Consider the following 364-nt stretch of genomic DNA (forward strand, 5'->3'; position numbering starts at 1 on the left):
ACTAAAAAGTATATTTCGCCATCAACACCAAAATCAAAAACCCTAATGATATTAGGGTGGCTTAACCTTTGAGTTTGTTGAGCTTCACGTATTAACATACGTGCAGTCTCTGGTTGAGAAGCAAACTCTTTCTGTAATATTTTTAACGCAACGTAGGGTGTCTCTGAACCTGAAGATTCAAGAATCTTATCTTTAGCTAAGTAAACATCGCAAAGCCCACCATGCCCAATAACCGACTCAATTTCATACCGATTTTTAACGGGCGTTCCTATTAAGCTTTCATTAATAACATCTTTGTTATTATTTAATGAGTCATCTTTATTGTTTTTTTTCTTATTAACTAACGGAGTGTTTTCTTTTTGAG

At 34.3% G+C, this 364-nt stretch carries 1 protein-coding gene; it reads right to left on the reverse strand.

Annotated features, from left to right (window positions below; genetic code table 11):
• Positions 1 to 364: protein kinase (locus IQR33_RS25625; protein ID WP_193844174.1), on the reverse strand; the 364-nt coding region annotated here is incomplete at both ends.

Origin of the sequence: Vibrio sp. OPT46 (assembly GCF_015163535.1) — a bacterium.
Classification (GTDB): domain Bacteria; phylum Pseudomonadota; class Gammaproteobacteria; order Enterobacterales; family Vibrionaceae; genus Vibrio; species Vibrio alginolyticus.